The sequence below is a fragment of the Gardnerella sp. DNF00354 genome, assembly GCF_049262755.1.
In the GTDB taxonomy this organism is placed as follows: domain Bacteria; phylum Actinomycetota; class Actinomycetes; order Actinomycetales; family Bifidobacteriaceae; genus Bifidobacterium; species Bifidobacterium vaginale.
The window spans coordinates 1,052,019-1,072,287 of record NZ_CP058402.1; the positions used below are offsets into that span (position 1 = coordinate 1,052,019).

The window sequence follows — 20,269 nt, forward strand, 5'->3', positions numbered from 1 at the left end:
GGCTATATAAGTAGCTGAAAATAATAAATCACTACAAAAGTAGTTACAAGAAGGTTAATTTATAGTGAATAAGAGCGTCCTAGCAATGAAAGATTGCGACCTAGCATATGGTTATAAAACTGTTGTGACTGGGCTTAACGGAAGTGTAGAAGCTGGAGAGGCTTTAGCTTTAATAGGACCTAATGGTTCTGGAAAAACAACGTTTTTGCAGGCGATTATTGGTATTGTGCGAGTAAGCCATGGAAGCTTAACAATGCCAAAAACGGTTTCTATAGGCTACGTTCCTCAACAAGTTGATTTGGATTTGACTTTTCCAATCACCGCTCGTCAGGTTGTAGCAATGGGCTTAAGCAGACAAACTGGATTCCTCGGTTTGCTTAAAAAAAGCCAGAAAAAATCTGTTGAGGACGCTCTTAATCATGTTGGTTTGCTAAATAGAGCAGATGTGCGATTTGGTGATCTTTCTGGAGGTCAGCGCCAGCGAATATTGCTTGCTAGAGCTATTGTTGCGCGCCCTACGTTAATTCTTTTAGACGAGCCTTTTAACGGATTAGACGAGCCGAATCGAAAAGAACTGCTCAATATTATGAAGTCCGCAAAAGAAGATGGGATTTCGTTTGTTGTTTCTACTCACGACTTGGTAATCGCGGACGCGATTTGCGAAAAAGCCTTGCTTTTGGCTGGTCGTCAAGTAGCTTTTGGGCCTCTTAGAAAAGTCATGACTAAAGAAAACATATCTTTGGCTTATGGTGGAAGTATGCCAGCTGCAAGTGCGGGTATTACTTTGAATCAATTAGCAAACAAAGATGATTCGTTAAATGCTTCGTCAAATGATTCGCTAGATTCTGCTTTAGGAGACGAATCCAATGCTAGCTGAATTGGTTGAGTCTTTGCGCAAAATCCTCGAGCCAATACCAGGATTTGACTTTATTGCGTCCGCTCCCTACATTTTCAGACCTTTCTGTCTTCTTATTGTTCTTGCGATTGCTAGCGGAATAGTTGGCGTGTTTGTTAACTTAAGATGCGCCGAGTTTAATGCGGAGGCTTTGGTTCACGGGATTTTTCCTGGAATCGTAGTCGGAGCGTTATATGGTGGAATTGGGCAAATCATTCCAGGAGCTTCGATTTGCGCAATTTTTTTGGTCGCCGCTCTTGTGTGGGCATCTAGGTCTCAAAAAATCAACGAGTCAATAATTGCAACAGTTTTAACAACATTTTTTGCGCTTGGAATCGTAATATCTCTTAAAAAGGGAGATATGTCTGGTCAGCTTGAAGCACTTATGTTTGGACGTTTGCTAGATGTTACAGACGATAGAATGACTCAAGCAATGCTTATTTGTTTATTTGCAATCGCATTACTTGTTCTAACTTGGAAGAAGCAAATTGTTGTTGCGTTTGACCGCGCTAGTGCTCCTTTAATGGGTGTTAATACTTTACTTGTAGATATTGTGCTAAACGTTGCAATTGCGTCTGTTGTAGTTTCTGCATCTTCGGCTGTTGGCGTACTTCTTGTTATTGGATACCTTGTTATTCCTGGAGCTAGCGCAAGATTAGTTTCTCGCACTGTTGGGCGTATGGCGTTTGTTGGCGTTGCGGTTGGTATTTTTGGCGTTTTATTAGGCATGTACGCTATGAACTTGGAACTTGATCATCCAGTTTCTCCGCAAGCTGCAGTGGCACTAAGTATTTGCGCAATGTTCGTAGTCGTTTTGATTTTAAGATTCTTATACAGAGTTACATACGCACTAGTGTTTTCTAAAAAGAAAAAGTCTAGCGCAATAGAGTGTGGTGGAAAATAATAATGGTAAGTATTTGGCAAATTATCGCTCTTCCGATTGTAGAGGCAATCGCTGTTGGAGCATTATGCGGTTTTGTTGGATCCTTGGCTTTGCTCAATCAGCGTATTTTCTTCACCGAGTCTATAACTCACGCTGCTTTTCCAGGAGCTGTTATTGGAGTTGTAGTTACATCTGTTTATACGATTGACCAAAACGTTTTGTCTATTGGTCTTTTTATTGGCGCTGCTTTGGCTTGTATTGTTTTGTCTTTTATGATGCATGTGCTTTCTAAACTAAAGGGCATATCTTCTCAAGCATCTGCTGGAATAACTCTTACTGTTGGTTTTGCAAGCGGCTACTTTTTAAACAAGTGGTTTGCTCCTCTTCCATTGCGAATTGAGGGTTTTTTAACAGGATCTTTGCTTAATTGCACTCCTGCAGACGTGATTTTTGCGATTATTGCATTCGCTCTCGCACTAGGATTGTGGAGTTTTAATAGTGCTAATTTGATTCATTGCTCTTTTGACTCCACTAATTACAAAGCTTTAGGAGGCAGAAGCGGATTAATGCAAGGAATTGTTCTTGCGCTAATAATCATTACGGTTTCGGTAATTATTCCAGCTGTTGGAACTGTTGTTTCGGTATCTTTAATCGCAGCTCCTGCAGCAGCACTAAAGAGCAGGATGCGTTCCATTAACAAATTTGTGTTTGCTTGCGTATTGTCTTCTATTTTTATAGCGCTTTTAGGACTTGCCTTAGCTGTGATTTTAAGACTTTCTGCTGGAGGAACTATCGCGATTTGCGCTGGCTGCTTCTATTTAGTTGTAAAGCTTAGTGAAAGCATCTTTTTGAAAATACATGAGATTTATTCTGGTTTTTGCAAAAAATCATTGTTAAAAAGTCGCTCTGTTGTTCTAGAGTAACAGAGAATTGCGCGTGAAAAATGCGCGCGATTGACGTCGTTTTTTGCGCGTTTTATTTATGTTTTAATCGCGTAAGTTTATCGACGCCACACAAGTCCAGGTCTGCACATTAGTAACGCAAGACCCCGATAGAAAAGGACAATTATGGCTGAAAATACCATCTCCATCACAGTAAACAATGAGCGCAAGGAGGTGGATGCAAGCTTCACTGGCGTTGAACTTTTCGCGGAAGATAAGAATATTATTGCCGTGCGTTTAAATGGCGAGTTGCGTGATTTGTACACGTCTCTTCATAACGGCGATACCGTGGAATCAGTAGCACTTGATAGTGAAGATGGCATCGCAATCATGCGTCATTCCGCTACACACGTGATGGCTCAAGCTGTTCAAGAAATTCGACCAGACGCAAAGTTGGGCGTAGGTCCTGTAATTAAAGACGGCTTCTACTATGATTTCGATGTTGATACTCCATTTACGCCAGACGATTTGAAGCAAATCGAAAAGCATATGCAGCGCATTATTAAAGAGTCTCAAAGCTTCCGCCGCCGCGTTGTAACAGAGGATGAAGCGCGCGAAGAAGAAGCAAATCAACCTTATAAGTTGGAGTTGATTGGAGATAAGGAAGCGGCTCTTGATCCGGCTGCTGCTGGCGAAATCAGCAAGCATGAGCTTAGCATGTACGACAATTTGGATCGCGAAGGCAATAAGGTCTGGAGTGATTTGTGCCGTGGACCTCATTTGCCAAATACGCGCTATATTAAGGCTTTTAAGCTTGAGCGTGTTGCTGCAGCTTACTGGCGCGGTTCGGAGCATAATCCTATGCTTCAGCGCATTTATGGCACTGCTTGGCCTAGCAAGGAAGAGCTTAAAGCGTATACAACTCGCATGGAAGAAGCTGCTAAGCGCGATCATCGTAAGCTTGGCCAAGAAATGGATTTGTTCTCATTCCCAGACGAGATTGGTCCAGGCTTAGCAGTGTTCCATCCAAAGGGCGCTGCGATTATTAACGCGATGGAAGATTATTCGCGTGAGCAGCACAGAAAGCATCACTACAGCTTCGTACAAACTCCGCATATTACTAAGGGCGGCTTGTATGAGACTTCTGGCCATTTGCAGTGGTACAAGGATGGCATGTATCCTCCAATGAAGCTTGACGAAGAGCGCGACGAAAACGGTAACGTAACTCGTCAAGGTGCTGACTACTACTTGAAGCCAATGAACTGCCCAATGCATAATTTGATCTTCAAGTCTCGCCAGCGTTCGTACCGCGAACTTCCTTTGCGATTGTTTGAGTTTGGTACTGTGTATCGCTACGAAAAGTCTGGCGTTGTTCATGGCTTAACTCGCGTTCGCGGATTGACTCAGGATGATTCGCATATTTACTGCACTCGCGAGCAGATGCGCGATGAGCTAAAGAGCTTGCTTAACTTTGTGCTTGGTCTTCTTAAAGACTTCGGTTTGAACGACTTCTACTTGGAGCTTTCCACTAAGGATGAGCACAAGTTCGTTGGTTCCGACGAGATTTGGGAAGAAGCAACTAACACTTTGGCAGAGGTTGCTAAAGAGTCTGGTTTGGAACTCGTGGACGATCCAGGTGGAGCTGCATTCTACGGCCCGAAGATTTCTGTGCAAGCTCGCGATGCAATCGGCCGCACTTGGCAGGTTTCTACTATTCAGCTCGACTTCAACTTGCCTGAGCGCTTTAAGTTGGAGTACATTGCAGCTGATGGTAGCCACCAGCGCCCGGTTATGATTCACCGCGCACTCTTCGGTTCTATTGAGCGTTTCTTCGCTATTTTGCTTGAGCATTATGCAGGCGCATTCCCAGCATGGTTGGCTCCAGTTCAGGTGACTGGCGTTCCTGTTGCAGACGAGTTTGCTCCGCACTTGCAAAAGTTTATTAGCGATTTGGAAGAGAATATGGTTCGTTGCGAAATGGACAGCTCCGACGATCGCTTTGGCAAGAAGATTCGTAACGCTTCTAAGTCTAAGGTGCCTTTCACTTTGATTGCTGGCGAAGAGGATGTGAACAACAATGCTGTGAGCTTCCGCTTCCGCGATGGTAGCCAATTGAATGGCGTTCCTACCTCGCAAGCTAAAGAGTGGATTTTGTCCATTATTAAGCAGCGCGTTCAAGTGAATACTGCAGAAGATTTTGAGCGTTACACAAAGTAGCATCCGCGATGCAACTTACGTAGCATAAATCAACGTAAGTCAATACAAAACAAACCCGCACTTCTTAACGTTGTGCGGGTTTATTCCTTTTATTCTTGATTTATTGCGTAAGCAGACTACTACTTAAGCAGCGCACGAATTGCTTCGATTTGATCGCTATTAACTTGACTTGCAGGCTCGCGAACAAGCGTACTAATAGGCAATCCCTTAAGATTTACAGCAGCTTTAATAGCAGAAATAAACAAGTCGGTAGTGTTGTAAACTGCCATCAAATGGCTGATTCTTTTAGCACATTCAATAAGATGCGCAAAATCGCCAGCCTCATACGCTTTATGCAAAGATGCAAAAGTCTCTGGCTCTACATTAGTAAGTCCACAAATCACGCCATTTCCTCCAGCAATCCTGTTAGGAGTGTAATACTCATCAAAGCCAGAGAAAACAACGAAATCTGGGTTTACGCGTCTAGTGGCTTCAATCATTGCGCGAGTATGGCTTATAGTATCTACCGTATCTTTAATACCAACAATATTCGGGTATTTTTCAGCAAGACTTGCAACTAAGCTTGGTGTTAAATCGCTGCCAGTTCTAGCAGGGAAGTTGTATAGAATAACAGGCAAGCTAGTTGCGTTAGCAATTGCACCAAAGTAGCGTTCTGCGGTTGGTGCAGTTGGTCCAAAGTAGTATGGAGACACGGCTACAACAGCATCTGCTCCGCAACTTTCCGCAAACTTAGTAAAGTCAAGCACTTCGTTAAGATTCGTGTTTCCAACTCCTATAAGAACTGGAACTCTGTGATTAACGTGTTCAATAGCAAACTTAGCAGCTTCCTTTTTTATGCTAAGCGGATATGCATAAAACTCGCCAATGCTGCCAAAAATCAATATGCCATTAATCCCAGCATCAATCAGATGGTCTAAGTACTTTGCCCATAAGTCGTAGTCAATGCTTCCATCATCTTTGCTTACAGTTATTGATGGGCAAAAAACGCCTTTAAAAGCATGCAAATCGAGCTCTGCACCATTAGAAGTAGTCATAAAATTCGTCCTTTTATTTAATTATTTTGTGTATTTAATTATTCTATGTATTGAATTATGGGGTATAAGACTTTAACTGGCAAAATCTTACACCCCATAAGCAATGATTATTCAAATCGATTATTCAAATCGATTATTCAAATAACTTAATTAATTACAGTTTAATACCATACGCCTTCTTTGCATTATTCATGAAGAAATCTTCGTCGTCGCCGAAAAGTTCAACCATTAAGTCAAGATGCTGCTTAAGTGAAGAATTCAACTTAACAACTGGCCAATTGGAGCTAAAGAGTAGGCGATCAGGGCTAAACGTGTCGCGTACAAACTTAACAATATCTGGATTTACTGGATTATCTCCAGAAATCTTAATATAGCTGTGTGGAAGCTTTGCAAACGCACGCAAAGCATTGCAAGAATCATCGTCTAATCCTGGAACATTGCCCAAATGGTTTAGAACAACAGTCACTTCTGGAACTTGCTCAAAAGCTTTAGCCATGTCTCCAAGCTCTTCGCCACGATTGCAAAGCTCAAAAGGCATGCCTTTCTTTGCCATTGCCTTAAGACCACCAATAAATGAAGGCTCTAGGCAGCGTCCGCGTGGTTCGCTTGGAATGTGAAGAGGTTCGCGAATGCCAGTTGCGTGAATTGGCACGCGCATAAATGGATCCAATGTAACCCTAAGCATTTTAGCCAGAATCTTTGGATTAGGATTTTCGCCAATAAGCCTATCTTCTAGCTCGTGGTCTGCAGCATCAACCTCAACGTATACGCCACCGAGGAAGTCAACGCCCAAATCTGCATACTCTTTTTCCAGCTGCTCTAGAGTAAAAGTGTGGTTTAATTTGTCTAAACCATCAAGCCAAGGTAAGACTTGCTTTGTTGGATCCCAAATATGAAAATGGGAATCTAAAATACGAAGTTGAGACATAATAAATTTTCCTTTCTAAAGTCTTTCTAAAGACTTTCAAATAAAGACTTTGTAGTTATTCGCGAATTACTTAGCTTCCACAAGACCAATCTTGGAGCCCCAAAGAGCGTACCAAGCAACATACAAGAAGCCTGGAACGGTGAGCAATACGGCAGCTTCGATTCCAGCAAAATCTTGTACCAAACCGAAAACTAACGGAATGATTGCAGCGCCAACAATGCTCATAACGAGTGCAGAAGAACCAGTCTTTGCTGCTGCTCCATGAATTCCCTTAAGAGTAAGAGAGAAGATTGTTGGGAAGCCGATAGAGATGAACAAGTACGCTACAATGTAGGCGATTACAGAAATCTGACCAAGTCCAAGGAATGCCACAAACATAAGCACTGCGCTCAAAGTCATGTACAATCCAAGAATCTTTCCACCATCAAACTTTGCCATCAAAGGAGTTGTAATAAAGCGGCCAATCGTAAACATTAAGGAAACGATTGCAAGCATAGAGGCAGCAACACCAGTGGTGATTCCAGTACCCCAATGCTTTAAAGCAAAGTCGGAGAACATTGCCATTCCAGCAACCTGAAGTCCAATAAAGATGAACTCTGCAATAATTCCAAGAGTAAAGTATGGCTTGCTCATAAGATGAATGAAGGAAGAATCACCCTTGCTTTCTTGGTCTGCCTCAACGTCTCCTGGAGGAGTAGGGAGCTTGAAGCAGAAGAAGATTGCAATAATCGCAATAAGAACAATGCCAATAACAATGTAAATCAAGCGAGTATCGCCAAGGAACTTTAGCTTAGCAACGTCGAAGCCTGGCTCATTCTTTGCAACAGTCTTGCCTAAAATTTGACCAAGAATAAGAGGTCCAACAATGTTTCCAACTCCGTTGAAGCTCTGTGCCATGTTGATTCTAAAGGATTCGCCCTTCTCGTCGCCAAGCTTAGTAATGTAAGGGTTGCAATTCGTTTCCAAAGTTGCTGCGCCCAACGCTATAACAAACATTGCAACTAGGAACATTGCGTAGCTTGCTGTAGCTGTAGCAGGGATTACTGCAAATGCGCCAAGAGCAAAGAGTGCAAGACCGCTTATAACGCCGCCCTTGTATCCAAAACGCTTTGCGATTAAGCCTGCAGGAATTGCCATAACAAAGTATGCGCCAAAATATGCTACCTGCAGCAATGCTTTTTGAGTGTTATTCAGTTCAAGATAATTGCCAAATGGTGAATTCAGTGCATTGACCAAATTCATGGTCAAGCCCCATACAAAGAACAAGGATGTTACCAATACAATGGCAATCATAGCTTTTGAGCTACTTTTGTTATTGTTAACGACCGCGTTGTCGTTCTCGTTTGTAATCATCGTCACTCCAATGTGAGAATAATTTTGAGAATAGTCTATAGAATACTTATGGAATTTTTTTAATATTGTTGTGCTAATGGTGCGTAAGCGTATTAATTCAGATTACGCACCATTAAACAGGTGATTTATTGCACTAGATCTTTAAATCTTAAAGCTGAAGTTTAGAACTTAAGACAAAGCGCGATCAAGATGCACGTAGCCACCATCGATGAACACCCACTGACCTGTGGTGTGCGAAGAGCGATCCGAAAGCAGGAATGCAGCTTCGTTGCCAATTTCTTCCGTGGTAGTCATGCGATTTTCCAGAGGAATCTTGTCGGTAATAACCTTCAAGCGAGCCTGCTGGGCAGCTTCGTCGCCAAATGTCTTGATCCAATCGGCGTATAGTGGAGTCCAGCATTCAGAAACAACAATTGCGTTTACGCGCACGCGATCATGAACAAGAGCTGCAGCCCATTCACGAGTCAAACCTAAGATTCCGCCCTTTGCAGCAGCGTATGCACTAGTCTTACCCTGACCAGTTAGAGCAGTCTTAGAAGAAATATTCACAACAGCTCCGTGGCTTTCCTTCAAGTACTTTACAGCAGCATGAACAGTCTCGTAGTAGTGAGTGAGGTTTCCGTGAATCGACTTCTCGAAATCGCGCCAAGAAGTGGACTCCAAATCCTTGTTATCATTAACGCCAGCGTTGTTCACAATACCGTCAATATGACCGTACTTCTTGTATGTTTCTTCAACAATTGGGGCAATCTCGTCCGTGTCGTTCAAGTCGAGAATGTAAACATCGTAATTCTTTGTGTATTGCTCAATATCCTTGCGGAATGTTTCTTCTGCAGCGTCCGCTCGGTTGATAACTACTGGAATTGCGCCTTCTTGTGCAAGCTGAAGCGTAATGCCCTTACCAATTCCCTTGAATCCACCTGTTACGATGAAAACCTTGCCTTCCAAATGCAAATCCATAATGAACTCCTTTGTTAAATGATGTGGTTTGCTTTTAGTTAATTTTTAAATTATAAAATTTTATGATTTATTTTTTTACAAGTGGCTAACCGTTAATCACTATGCGACTAGCCACTTGTTTTTTTTTTATTATTTTTAGCCGCGATAAAGGTACTTTTCGGCTGTTTCCAGCGTCATCTCAGTGCCATTACCTGGGGCAGTTGGTGCAACGTAATTGCCATTCTTGATTTGTGTTGGATGTACAAAGTGCTCGTGCTGATTGTCTACATATTCAATCATGCGACCCTCCTTTGTTCCAGAAACTGCAACATAATCAAACATTGCAAAGTGGCATACGGCTTCGCACAATCCAACGCCACCTGCGTGTGGGCAAACTGGCTTGTTAAACTTACGAGCAAGCAAGTATTCGAGAACAACTTCTTGTGGACCTGCAACTCGAGTTGCGTCTATTTGCATGATTCCAAATGCGTTTGCCTGCAAGTATTGCTTAAACATGATTCTGCTTTGCATTTGCTCGCCAGTTGCAACTGGTATTGGGTTGATTGCGCGGGCGATTGTTGCGTGTCCAATAACATCGTCTGGGCTTGTTGGTTCTTCTACCCAAGCTAAGTCGAAGTCGTGGAAGCGATTAATCCAAGTAATTGCTGTTGGAACATCCCACACTTGGTTTGCGTCTACTGCAAGGCGAACATTTGGTCCGATTGCTTCGCGAGCGAGTGCGAGTCTTCTTAAATCGTCGTCTACATTTTGACCAACCTTAAGCTTAATTTGCTTAAAGCCTTTAACTTGCGATTCTTCCTTAGCGATTGCAACCATTTTCTCATCGCTGTAACCGAGCCAGCCTGCGGCAGTGGAGTATCCTGGGTAGCCATTTACAAGCAAGTCTGCAATTCGCTCTTCCTTGCCTTTTTGGCCATCTTGCAAGAATTCGATTGCTTCTTCTGGACGTAAGGCGTCGGTCATATAGCGGAAGTCAAGGGTAGAAACTAATTCCTTTGGATCCATCTCGGCAAGCAAGCGCCACAAAGGCTTTCCAGCTCTCTTTGCTTTAATATCCCACAACGCGCTTAAAATCGCGCCAATTGCCATGTGCTCTACGCCTTTTTCAGGACCTAGCCAGCGAAGTTGTGAGTCGTGAACGAAAAGATCCCATGCAAGTCGCATGTTGTCTAGTAATTCTTCTACGTTTCTGCCAATAAGCACTTGAGACATGGAGTCGATTGCTGCGCAAACAACATCGTTGCCGCGGCCAATCGTAAATACAAATCCAACACCTTTAATGCCATCGTCTAGGCTTGTTTTGATTTCTACGTATGCGGATGAATAATCTGGATCTTTGTTCATTGCGTCGGACCCAGAAAGCGTTTGCGACGTAGGGAATCTAAAATCATAGGTTTTTACTGATGTAATTGTACTCATAACGATTTGTGCTCCTTTGCTTTAAGATCGTTGTGACCTACTCCTATATTTTATAACAAAATAATAGAAAAATGTTCTAATCGTTAGGAAATTTTCGTAAATAATTTTTTGCGAATTTTTCCTAATCTCACGTTTTGTGATAAATGTCATATTTCGGATTTTAAGAATATTGAAAAATTGAGCTTTTATCTTTTATAACTGTTAAAAAATGAATACTTTTGGCATCGATGTTATCTGTTAAATTCTGATTATTCGGCGTGTCATAAGAAAATTTCGCGACTTTGCATAGTCTGTAGCGAAATAACATATGATATTATTTCTATTAGGCTTGATATGTCAGGCAATAATGCGGTTTTTCTATTTTTTGAATTTTCGCATTGCTGAGAATTAATGCAAAATTAAGTAAGAAATTTTCTCTGCATTTGTTTGCGACTTAAGAAAATTTTGCGACTTATAAGCATATGAGCATAGGAATATAGGAATTAGGAGAGTGCATATGCCAACTCGTAGTCACGCAACTAGCATTGCTGAAAATGAATCTTCAAAACCTCGCATAACGGAGTTGGCTAAAAAGGCGGGGGTATCGCCTTCTACAATTTCGAAGGTTATTAACGGTAGAACTGGCGTTTCAGATGAGACTCGCAAAAAAGTAGAAGAAGTTCTTTTAAAAAGTGGTCGCGAGTATTCTCTTGTAAGCACTAAGGTATCTCCGACAATTGAATTATTAGTAGATTATGTGGCAAATAATGGCACGATTGAGATGATTACTTACGCATCTCGTTGGGCGCAAAGAGAAGGATTAGCTCTTACAGTCGCTCAAACCGATAATGGTAAGAAACGTGATGAGTGTTTGCGTGGAATTGTAGATAGAAATCCTCTTGGTGTTATATCTCAAATGTCTGATCTTACTCAGAAAGATAAGGAATTTTTGCGTATGCGAAATATTCCGTTGATTATAATTGATCCCGTGTCTCTTTCTAATGGGGAAGATCACACGATTTCAATCGATAATTGGACAGGAGCTTATGAGCTTACAAAACATCTGATTAATCTGGGGCATAAGAGAATAGGCGTTATAACTGGTCCTCTTAATGTTCAATCTGGTGTAGCCCGATTTGCTGGCTATAATGCTGCAATGGAGCAGTCTGGCTTGACGATTGATAAAGATTTGGTTAAAGAGGGGGATTATCTTCCTGAACGTGGCTATGAAATGGCTTGTAAGATTTTGGATTTGCCTGAGGAAAAGCGTCCTACTGCTATTTTTGCTTGCAACGATATTACAGCTGTAAATGTGTATCGCGCTGCTCGCGAGCGCGGTATTAAGTTAGGATCTGAGCTTTCTGTAGCTGGGTTTGATGACGTGTATCCTGCACAGTATTTGATGCCATCTTTAACAACTGTTAATCAGCCTTTTGATTCAATAGCAAAGAATGCTATTAGAATGATTCTTGAGATTAGGGAAGGTAAGGAGATTGAGAATCAACTGGTTCTTCCTGCGCATATTGTTATTCGAGAAAGTACTCAGACTGTTGTCTATTGATAGAAGAGTTATTAGATATAGAATTTGACTTATGATTTATGGCTTATGACATAAATCAAATAAATGTGGACGCAGCCTAAATCAAGATAAGTTGCGTCCACAAATATTGCGTATTTATTTATTATTTTAGAAGACTACATCAAGCTTGTGTAAATCTTGCGAATGTCTTCCAAAGTTGCCTTGCGTGGGTTTCCTGGAGTGCAAACATCTGCCAAAGCGTCGTGGCTTAAGCCTTCAATATCTGCCTCACTAGCTCCAACCTCGCTAATCTTAGTAGGATTTCCAAGCTTAACAGTTAAGTCGTGAACTGCCTTTACAGCAGCATTGCGCACGGTTTCGAGGTCATCTGTGTATGCGTTTGGAACGTCGAATGCTGCAGCAATATCGCGATACTTTTCGCCAGTGTAATCCTTGTTGTATTCCATAACAGGAGCAAGCAAAATTCCGTTTGCAACGCCATGAGCAACGCCAAGGCGACCACCGAGTGGGTGTGCCATGCCGTGAACCAAGCCCAAACCAACATTGGAGTATGCCATGCCAGTTATGTAGCTTGCGTAAGCCATTTGTTCGCCTGCTGGAACATCTCCGTCTGCGCTCTTTGCAAGGTTTTGTGCAATCATGCGAATTGTTTGCAAAGACAGGCAATCCGAAAGGCTCCATGCACCTGGTGTAATGAAACCTTCGATTGCGTGGGTGAGTGCGTCCAAACCAGTTGCAACTTTAAGCGAGCGTGGCATGGAATCAGTTAAGTCTGGGTCTACGAATGCAACGATTGGAATATCGTGAGGGTCTACTGCAACGAATTTACGAAGCTTTGCAGTATCGGTAACAACATAGTTGATTGTTGTTTCGGATGCGGTTCCTGCTGTTGTAGGCACGCCAAAGATTGGAACAGAAGGATTCTTTGTATCTGCAACGCCTTCAAGAGAAAGAACATCGCTAAACTCTGGGTTTGCTACAATAATTCCAATGCCTTTGCATGTATCTTGTGGAGAGCCGCCGCCGAGTCCAATAAGGAAGTCTGCGCCAGATACCTTGAACTTTTCTACACCGTCTTGAATGCATTCAACAGGTGGATTTGGCTTTACATTGTCGAATACTTCGTATGGAAGACCAGCTGATTCTAGAACGTCTGTAACTTTTTTAACGGTTCCAGTTTTTACAAGAACAGGATCTGTTACTACAAATGCTTTTTTAAAGCCGTGTGCTTTAGCAGCGTTTGGAATCTCTTTGATTGCTCCGCGACCAAAGTAAGCAGTCTGATTGAAAATCATTCTATAGACCATGCGAAAATCTCCTTTGAGTTTCTTGTTGGCTCATGCCAAATTTTGGTAGTCGATTAATATTTTACAATATTGCATGACATTTGGCGAGTGTATTAAATAAGCTTTTTATTACTAAACTTAACAAATAAGCAATTAAAATGAACATAAACTAACTAATTTTATGCATTTTTATTTATTTTAGATATAAATAAGCACATTTATAAAAATTAGAGCACGTGATTTGCAATGAATATGTTGAAAGAAAAATATTAATTATGTTAAGAAAAATTCTTTGATTGATTAGTGTTGTAGTTATCTAATTGATTTATTTTGAATTAAATAATCTATTTGGAATGCAAATTGGAATGCAAATTGGAATGCAAATTTAGGTCTGCGATATTACGCCTGTGAATTTAAGCCTATCATACTGGCTCTCATACTAAAGTATGACGATTTTATATAAGAGCATTTTTCTATCAAAATTTAATATCAAAATTCCTATTATTCCAATGAAAATATCAGCCCTACGCACTATAGAGAATGCGTTTTTAATCACGTAAATTTTAATTGTAAGGTAATCACAGAAGTATGTGAGGTGCAAGATGAGTGTTGAAAATAGTGAAGATACGCGTTTTACGCAAATGAATTATTCCGCTCAAGAAGGTTTGATTGGTGAGACTGCGGTTGCAGCTTTGCACGTTGTTAAAGATTTTGGCAAGGGCGCAGGCATTGTTCACGCTTTGCGAGACGTTAGCGTAAGTTTTGAGCGCGGCAAGTTTACGGCGATTATGGGTCCTTCTGGTTCTGGAAAGTCAACTTTAATGCATTCTTTAGCTGGTCTTGACAGCGTTAATTCTGGAAAGGTTTTGGTTGATGGTTTAGATATTACGGGAATGAGCGATAATCAGCTTACGCTTATGCGCCGCGAAATGGTTGGATTTATTTTCCAAAGTTTTAATCTTCTTCCAATGTTTAGCGCTGAGCAAAATATTCTTATGCCTCTTACTTTGGCAGGCAAAAAGCCAGATAAGCAATGGTTTAATACTTTGGTTAATACTCTTGGCTTGCAAGATCGCTTAAAGCATAGGCCTGCTGAGCTTTCTGGTGGTCAGCGCCAACGCGTTGCAATTGCTCGAGCTTTAATCTCTAAGCCTTCCGTAGTTTTTGCAGATGAGCCTACTGGAAATCTTGACTCTGCTTCCAGCTTGGAAGTTTTGCATTTTTTGAAGAAGTCTGTAACGGAACTTGGTCAAACTGTGATTATGGTTACTCACGACGCTGTTGCAGCGTCTTATGCAGATAGAGCAATCGTGTTTGCAGATGGTCAAATCGTTGAAGACGTGCAAAATCCTACTGCAGAAGGAATGAGCAAGATGCTTATGGAACGCAGCGAGGCTGGTATTAATAATCAGCCTGCCCAATTGCAATAAAAGGTGGTGAAGTTAGAATGTGGAAAATCGCACTAAAACTTATGCGTAAAAGCGTGCGCATGCTAATCGCCTCTGGAATTGCAATTCTTATAGGCAGCATGTTTATGAGCGCTACTTTGCTTTTTGTAAATAGTGTTGACGACTTGATGGTTCGCAACGCAACAGATGAATTCGGTAGCGCAAATTATGCAATATCATTTAAGAATCCTAACAGTTTTCCGAGTAGTAAAATTCATTATAAAGATCTTCATTTAGACGAAATATCGAAGATGCCTGGTGTTAATGGCATTCGTATTGATGATGCGACTGCGCTTGTAAGAGTAGAAAAAGGTGATAAATCAGTTACGAGTATTGCTTGGTCTAGTGGTTTGTATGGAAATCTTCCTGTGTATAAATCAACAGAAGGTAGAGATCCGCAAAAAATAGGTGAAATCACGCTTATTAAAAGTATTGCTAAATCAATACATGCAAATATTGGCGATACTATAACCTTGGTTAAAGTAGATGACACTGGCGGAGATAAAGAAAAATCGTACGATGTTCGTGTGGTTGGTCTTGTAGACGATGGAGAGCATTCTCAAATACCATTTTCAAATCGCGGCACGTATCTTGGTGGCATAACGAACGATTTTTGTGCAAAACTCGAAAATCTTAAGAATTTTGACAATCAAGTTGTGCAAAGCAAAGTATATATGAGTATTGATGAATCTAAAATAAACGATTTATCTCCTAAGATTAACTCTTTGCTTCCTTCGAGATTCTCTCTTATGTCTAGGCACGAAGTTGGTGTAAGAGCTGTTCGAAGTGTGTCCAACGGCACTAATTTTGTAACCATGTTTTTGCTATCTTTTGGTATTCTAGCGTTGCTGGTTTCTTCGCTTGTTATAGCAAACACATTCCAAGTTTTGGTTGCTCAACGCAGACGCACTCTTGCACTTTTACGCGTAATTGGCGCACAATCTCATCAGCTTTATGCTGCAGTTTTGCTTGAAGCTGCAATACTTGGAGTTATTTCTGCGGCTGTTGGCGTGCTTTGCGCAATAGGATTTATGGGCGCAATTAGTAACGTGAATATTAATTCTGGCCCATTGTCTAAGATTCCTTTGATTGTTTCGCTTCCAGCGGTTGTCTGGCCAATAGCAATTGGCGCGATTGTAACAGTTCTTGCATCTATGAGTGCTGCTCGATCTGCTACAAAAGTAACGCCTATGGAAGCTCTGCGACCAATGGATTTGATTAAAGATAAGCGTGCAAGCATTATTCGCGCTGTTTTTGGCGTTCTGTTTATTGTTGTAGGTATTTTAGCTACTGCTTTAAGTGCTACTTCTTTGGCAAGCATGATTGCGGGGAAGTCTCCTACTGCAGGTTCTGACTCTTGGATGACTTTGCTTGGAGCAATGTTTGGTTGTGCGCTTGTGTTCATTGGCATTATTATGACAGCCATATTCTGGATGCCGTTTGCTATGAAAGCAACTGGAGCAATCATGGCACTTTGTGGGCCAGCTTCTAAAGTTGCTAACGCAAACGTGCAAAGAAATCCTAGAAGAGTTGCAGCAACTGGAACAGCTTTGCTTATTGGCGTAACGCTTGTTTCTACAGTAGTAACGGGCGCAATATGTGGTAAAGCAACTCTTAAAGGTGTTGTTGATGACCGTTACAGTGTTGACATTATTATTCAAGGCAAGAATGTTGATGAATCTCTAGCTGCCGATATTTCAAAGATTAGTGGAATAAAGCATACTGAGTTGCTTCCTGCAGTTCCTATGACTTTTAAGAATGCTAAGGGCAAAACTGAGTATGCTATGGCAGCTGGAGTTGATAATATAGATCAACTTAAAAATGTAATGCACACAAATCTTGATGGCGTTAATATAAACAAAGATTCTGTGCTTTTGCCTAAGTTTAATGAAGAAGGTGGAGAACCTTTTGAGCTTAAAAAAGGAAACCTTAATCTGCAAGCTTACGTAGAAAAGTACAGTTCTGGTGAAACAGACAGTAATAATATTACGCCATTTACTGGCATGAATACAGACCCAAGTAATAACGATAAGAGCATTACTGTAAAGCAAGTTCAGTTTAAGAAGTATAGAAATGTTAATATATATTCAAGGAATACTGCTTTTGTTAGCAAATCTTACTTCAATAACTACCTTAAGCCTACAACGCATATTCTGCTCATTTCGGTAGACTCTAGCAAAGCTAATCTTGTAGATATTGTTAAAAATATTAGAAATATTACATCTAGCTATGCGGAGGTTATGGCTGCTGGAAGCGTGTTCCAACGAGCGCAGTGGGAGAGTGCTATCGACATAATGATGATGTTGCTTGTTGGCTTAATAGCAGTAGCTGTTGTGATTGCTTTAATAGGCGTCGCAAACACATTAAGCTTGTCTGTTATTGAGCGCACTAAAGAATCTGCAACTTTGCGCGCTATAGGCATGACAAGGGGACAGGTTAGAAGGTCTCTTGCGTTGGAAGCAACGTTGATTTCCCTAACAAGCACTGTTTCTGGCTTGATTGTTGGAACAGCGTTTGGATGGATTGGATCCTACATGGTGTTTAGCGCAATTGGCAAAGTTCCGTTTGTAATTGATTGGACTATTTACGCGGTTCTTGCTCTAATCGCTTTACTTGCAGCTCTTCTTTCCAGCGTGCTTCCAGCTCGTAGAGCAGTGAAGTCTTCGCCAGTGGTTGCGCTCGCAGAAGAATAAACTGTATGTTGTTATAACATATATTAAATTAATTATAAAAACAGAAATAATGCTGGTGTAGTTGTGCATCAGCATTATTTTTTTCTACATAACGTGCGACACGCAGAAAAAATAATGTGATGTACATCAAAAAATAAATAAATTTTATGCATAAAATACAATTGTTTAGATATTATTAATATTGATTAATATTTTTTATCGGGAAAATCGAAAAAATTAAGTATTAAATATTTGTTATAACAAGTTAATCGAAAAATTTTTCGATTATTTGACGTTGGAATCTTATTTATTTCTCTGTTATGCTCTTTGGTTGACTGCTGACATAAGCATAAATTAAATATGAGGCCGCTACGAGCAAGGAGTAGAAGAATATGGTAACGGTCAATAAAAAATCTGCCGCAGTGATTGCAGGAATCGTGTTGTTATTAATGCAAAGCCCAATGCCAGCGTGGGCTAGTGATGCTGTAAATAGTGATGTAACACAAGCATCTGATTCTGATTTCAAGTCACTTGGACAATTAGATTTGGGTGGTTCCAATCAACCTCCTGCTACGAAGGAAGATTTACTTGCTAGTCGTAAGCAGTATAAAGAAAATCTTAAAAAGTATAATAAAGATTTAAAGAAAGCAGAATCTGAGTATAATAAATTTAAAGAATTAGTAGATAATGCAATAAAAGAATCAGGTCAACGAACAACACAAATAGATGAAATAGATAAAGAAATAGATGCTTTAAACGGAAAAGATGATTCTGAGTCTGAAAAAGAGTTTAATAGACTAATTCAAGAAAAAGAAAAGCTTGACATTCAGCGTAAGACCATAGAAAAAACTCTTACAGAAGATACTGAGAAATTAAAAGTCGAAGAGAATAAAAAAGAAGAATATGGTCGATATGTTAAAAATACAGAAGGTCAAATTTCAAGTGTAAATGAACAACTAAAATCACTTGGCGTAAATATTGATGAGCTTGATAAGGAAGAAAATAAGGCTCAAGAAGAAACAATTAAGCCTGATTCTCCTGCACCAGCTCCACGTACAGAGTCAGATGCTACAGTTGATACACCAAATGACTCGACTAAGTCGAAGGAAGAAGTTGAGAAGTCCATTCCAGAAGTAAAATCTCCAGAGACTAAAGTTACTGAAGAAAAAGCTGTACAAGAAAAAGATTCTGTGCAGACTCAGCCGAAGGATTCTAAAGTTGATTCGCGGTCTTCAGATAATAAATTTGCATCTTCTGAATATAGATCTTCGCAAGTAGAATCATTAGAATCTAAGAAATCTAAAGCGAAGAGTGTTGAAGCTGAATCGACTACTTCTTCATCTGTAGCAGCACGCCCAGCAGAATCCTCTGTAACACCATTTGCTCCAGTTTCTGAACCAAAAGTTGTTCCACAGAATGCTACATCCAAGGAAACTCCTGCGGTTTCTGTTGAAAACTCACAAAATGCATCTACTGTTTCTCCCGCGTCAGCTGTTCCTGCTGTTTCTGCTGCTTCCGCAAATGTGAGCACACCTGCTGCACCGGTTGCACCTGTTACACATTCTGCATCTGCTGCACCAGCTGCAGCGCAGCCAGCATCGCCAGTATCTCATCCAGCAGAATCCGAAGCAAATAACGCTTCTAGTAGCGAAAAAAGCGATTCTCAAAATAATGAAGAAGATAAAAAAGACGAAAATGCAGAAAGTGAAGAGGTAAAAGAAGATTCCAAAACTGTTGACGAAACCAATAAGTTATCTGAAGCTAAAAGCGATAACTCAAAAGCACCATCGAACAACAATAATCTTGTAATTGCTGGCGCTGTTGTAGGAACAATGGCAATAGGTGGTTCTGCAGCTGCAGGTATTTATATGAGTCGCGGTGGCAAAATTCGCTTTTCTAAATAAAACTTAGGATTGCGGATAATCAAATACAGATAGCTAAAATAGCTTAATGCGAATATAAATAGCACAAATAATATAAAAAAATTAAAATGCGGTTGCAATTCGATCGTTCAATGAAGAATAGATTAATTTTGCAGCCGCATTGTTTTATAAGAATAATTAAACAAGACCATTTTCGTAAGCGAACACAACAGCTTGAACTCTGTCTCTTGCTTTGATTTTTCCCAAAATATGAGCAACATGCGTTTTAACTGTTGGCAAGCTAATAAACAGTTTATTAGCAATCTCTTGGTTAGACAGTCCGTGAGCAATTTCTACAAGAACTTCGCGCTCGCGATCTGTTAAATCATTTAGGCAAGAATTTTTCTCGTTTTTAGTTGCAATTTCTTCTTTTGCTTTTTCTTCATCGGTAGGCTTAGAAATCATTGACTCAATCAAACGCTTCGTAGCAGTCGGAGCAATAATTGCGTTTCCTTGATACACCGTTCGTATCGAATTAAGCAATGTTTCTGGCTCCGTATCTTTAAGCAAAAATCCCGATGCGCCCGTATGAATTGCAGCCATAACATATTCGTCTAAATCAAAAGTTGTTAAAATAATAATACGCGTATTGCTATTATCTTCTTTTTGCAAAATTTTGCGCGTAGCTTCCAATCCATCCATTAACGGCATGCGCACATCCATCAAAATAACATCTGGATGCTCTTTCGACGCAACTTCTACAATTTCATTGCCATTTGAAGCTTGAGCAACAACTTGCATATCTTTTTGCGAGTTGATTACCATAGCAAATCCTGCGCGCACAAGCTCCTGATCGTCTGCTATAGCGACTCTAATTACTTCATTGTTTTCCATATTTTCCATACTATCAAT

General features: G+C 40.6%; 15 protein-coding genes. 8 read left to right on the top strand and 7 right to left on the bottom strand.

All coding sequences use genetic code 11. The annotated features are described in order from the left end of the window. The first annotated feature begins 85 nt into the window (after positions 1 to 85). From HXT24_RS04200 to thrS, 4 genes are all read left to right on the top strand, one after another. The gene (locus tag HXT24_RS04200; protein WP_116692159.1) at positions 86 to 877 is read left to right on the top strand and encodes a metal ABC transporter ATP-binding protein; all 792 of its coding nucleotides are present in this window, start codon (positions 86 to 88) and stop codon (positions 875 to 877) included. Beyond that, complete coding sequence (locus tag HXT24_RS04205) at positions 867 to 1,799, top strand: metal ABC transporter permease (protein WP_246979127.1); 933 nt, start codon at positions 867 to 869, stop codon at positions 1,797 to 1,799. Before HXT24_RS04200 ends, HXT24_RS04205 begins: the two co-directional genes overlap by 11 nt. A gap of 2 nt (positions 1,800 to 1,801) precedes the next feature. Continuing rightward, positions 1,802 to 2,701 (top strand): metal ABC transporter permease, encoded by a 900-nt coding sequence (locus HXT24_RS04210; protein WP_004111893.1) that lies wholly within the window; start codon positions 1,802 to 1,804, stop codon positions 2,699 to 2,701. A gap of 144 nt (positions 2,702 to 2,845) precedes the next feature. Next, the gene (thrS, locus tag HXT24_RS04215) at positions 2,846 to 4,876 is read left to right on the top strand and encodes a threonine--tRNA ligase (RefSeq protein WP_103013143.1); all 2,031 of its coding nucleotides are present in this window, start codon (positions 2,846 to 2,848) and stop codon (positions 4,874 to 4,876) included. Positions 4,877 to 4,995: 119 nt separating this feature from the next. Here thrS and HXT24_RS04220 read toward each other — a convergent pair whose 3' ends face one another. From HXT24_RS04220 to HXT24_RS04240, 5 genes are all read right to left on the bottom strand, one after another. Continuing rightward, positions 4,996 to 5,910, bottom strand: a complete 915-nt coding sequence (locus tag HXT24_RS04220; protein WP_422119226.1) for a dihydrodipicolinate synthase family protein — start codon at positions 5,908 to 5,910, stop codon at positions 4,996 to 4,998. Between the two features lie 154 nt (positions 5,911 to 6,064). Continuing rightward, a complete protein-coding gene (locus tag HXT24_RS04225; RefSeq protein ID WP_004121563.1) occupies positions 6,065 to 6,838 on the bottom strand; it encodes an amidohydrolase family protein in 774 nt (257 codons plus the stop codon). A gap of 66 nt (positions 6,839 to 6,904) precedes the next feature. Continuing rightward, positions 6,905 to 8,191: an MFS transporter gene (locus HXT24_RS04230; RefSeq protein WP_004121560.1), complete on the bottom strand. Its 1,287-nt coding sequence runs from the start codon at positions 8,189 to 8,191 to the stop codon at positions 6,905 to 6,907. A gap of 168 nt (positions 8,192 to 8,359) precedes the next feature. Continuing rightward, entirely contained in the window at positions 8,360 to 9,151 is a 792-nt protein-coding gene (locus tag HXT24_RS04235; RefSeq protein ID WP_004121557.1) for an SDR family oxidoreductase, read from the bottom strand. Between the two features lie 135 nt (positions 9,152 to 9,286). Next, a complete protein-coding gene (locus tag HXT24_RS04240) occupies positions 9,287 to 10,570 on the bottom strand; it encodes an enolase C-terminal domain-like protein (RefSeq protein WP_004111883.1) in 1,284 nt (427 codons plus the stop codon). Positions 10,571 to 11,066: 496 nt separating this feature from the next. Between HXT24_RS04240 and HXT24_RS04245 the strand changes: the two genes are divergently transcribed. Next, the gene (locus tag HXT24_RS04245) at positions 11,067 to 12,110 is read left to right on the top strand and encodes a LacI family DNA-binding transcriptional regulator (RefSeq protein ID WP_415703443.1); all 1,044 of its coding nucleotides are present in this window, start codon (positions 11,067 to 11,069) and stop codon (positions 12,108 to 12,110) included. Positions 12,111 to 12,244: 134 nt separating this feature from the next. On the opposite strand, the gene fucO is transcribed toward HXT24_RS04245, so the two are convergent. Further along, the gene (gene fucO, locus HXT24_RS04250) at positions 12,245 to 13,396 is read right to left on the bottom strand and encodes a lactaldehyde reductase (protein WP_415681178.1); all 1,152 of its coding nucleotides are present in this window, start codon (positions 13,394 to 13,396) and stop codon (positions 12,245 to 12,247) included. Positions 13,397 to 13,977: 581 nt separating this feature from the next. Here fucO and HXT24_RS04255 point away from each other — a divergent pair. The 3 genes from HXT24_RS04255 (at position 13,978) to HXT24_RS04265 (ending at position 19,399) form a co-directional block, all read left to right on the top strand. Then, positions 13,978 to 14,805, top strand: a complete 828-nt coding sequence (locus tag HXT24_RS04255; RefSeq protein ID WP_415681177.1) for an ABC transporter ATP-binding protein — start codon at positions 13,978 to 13,980, stop codon at positions 14,803 to 14,805. Between the two features lie 17 nt (positions 14,806 to 14,822). Continuing rightward, positions 14,823 to 17,516: an ABC transporter permease gene (locus tag HXT24_RS04260; RefSeq protein ID WP_422119227.1), complete on the top strand. Its 2,694-nt coding sequence runs from the start codon at positions 14,823 to 14,825 to the stop codon at positions 17,514 to 17,516. Positions 17,517 to 17,887: 371 nt separating this feature from the next. Then, on the top strand, positions 17,888 to 19,399 hold the full coding sequence (locus tag HXT24_RS04265) for a conjugal transfer protein (protein WP_422119228.1): 1,512 nt from the start codon (positions 17,888 to 17,890) through the stop codon (positions 19,397 to 19,399). 156 nt (positions 19,400 to 19,555) lie between these two features. On the opposite strand, the gene HXT24_RS04270 is transcribed toward HXT24_RS04265, so the two are convergent. After that, positions 19,556 to 20,260, bottom strand: a complete 705-nt coding sequence (locus HXT24_RS04270) for a response regulator (protein WP_415703447.1) — start codon at positions 20,258 to 20,260, stop codon at positions 19,556 to 19,558. Positions 20,261 to 20,269: the final 9 nt, after the last annotated feature.